Origin of the sequence: Lachnoclostridium sp. An14, assembly GCF_002160755.1 — a bacterium.
Taxonomy (GTDB): Bacteria; Bacillota; Clostridia; order Lachnospirales; family Lachnospiraceae; genus Lachnoclostridium_A.
The window spans coordinates 1-722 of record NZ_NFLE01000091.1 but is presented as its reverse complement, the minus strand read 5'-3'; the positions used below and the strand labels follow the sequence as shown (position 1 = coordinate 722).

Below are 722 nucleotides of genomic sequence, written 5' to 3'. Positions count from 1 at the left end.
TCCCAGGCACCTACAAGGACTCCTTCGATAAAATCCGGATCGTACGCCTGGATCGGTGTATCCGCCGGATAGTAGCCTCTGGCCGCCACCACGTTCTGGATGTCCCACTCATCCACCCCATTGGCCTCCATCAGGTCCCGCAGGGCCTTGGGGATGTTCTCCGGCAGGCTCGACGGGATCCCGCCGGCGGGGGCGGCATCCGGTTTTCCCGCATTCTCCGGCGCCCTATCCCTTTCCGGAACACGGGGCGGCGGGGCTGGCTCCTCCCTCATGGTCTCCTGGGACATGAATGGCGGGAGCTCCGGCTCCGTATGGTTTTCCTTTGGGGCCGGCGGTTCCGGTCCGTTCCCTGGGGGCTCTGTGGCCACAGCCTCCTGACGGTTCGCCGGTACGTTTCCGGCTGCCTGCATGATGTGGGCGATCTCCCCATAATCAAAGGGCAGCTCCTCCGCCAGGTCATACCGGTTCTTGGCGTCCCAGCAGGGATGATGGACGGTGTACATCACCCGGCAGCCTCCCTGGGCCTTGTTCTTCCCCTTCTGGGCCCCCTGGCCGTCCACGTTGACCACGAAGGTCTTATAGTTGGCAAAGAGTACCATGTCTGCCCATTCCTTCACCATCGGCGCCGTCTGTTTGGTCAGTTTCATCTCCCAGCGGTCATAAGCCCCCAGCTCGTCCGGCTGCTCAAACTTGCGCATTTTCGCATGGGCGGTGAGCACCAC

At 62.7% G+C, this 722-nt stretch carries 1 protein-coding gene; it reads right to left on the bottom strand.

Features of this window, described 5'->3' with window-relative positions; translation table 11 throughout:
- On the bottom strand, nucleotides 1-722 hold a 722-nt coding region (locus tag B5E84_RS20235), incomplete at both ends, for an AAA family ATPase (RefSeq protein ID WP_162612916.1).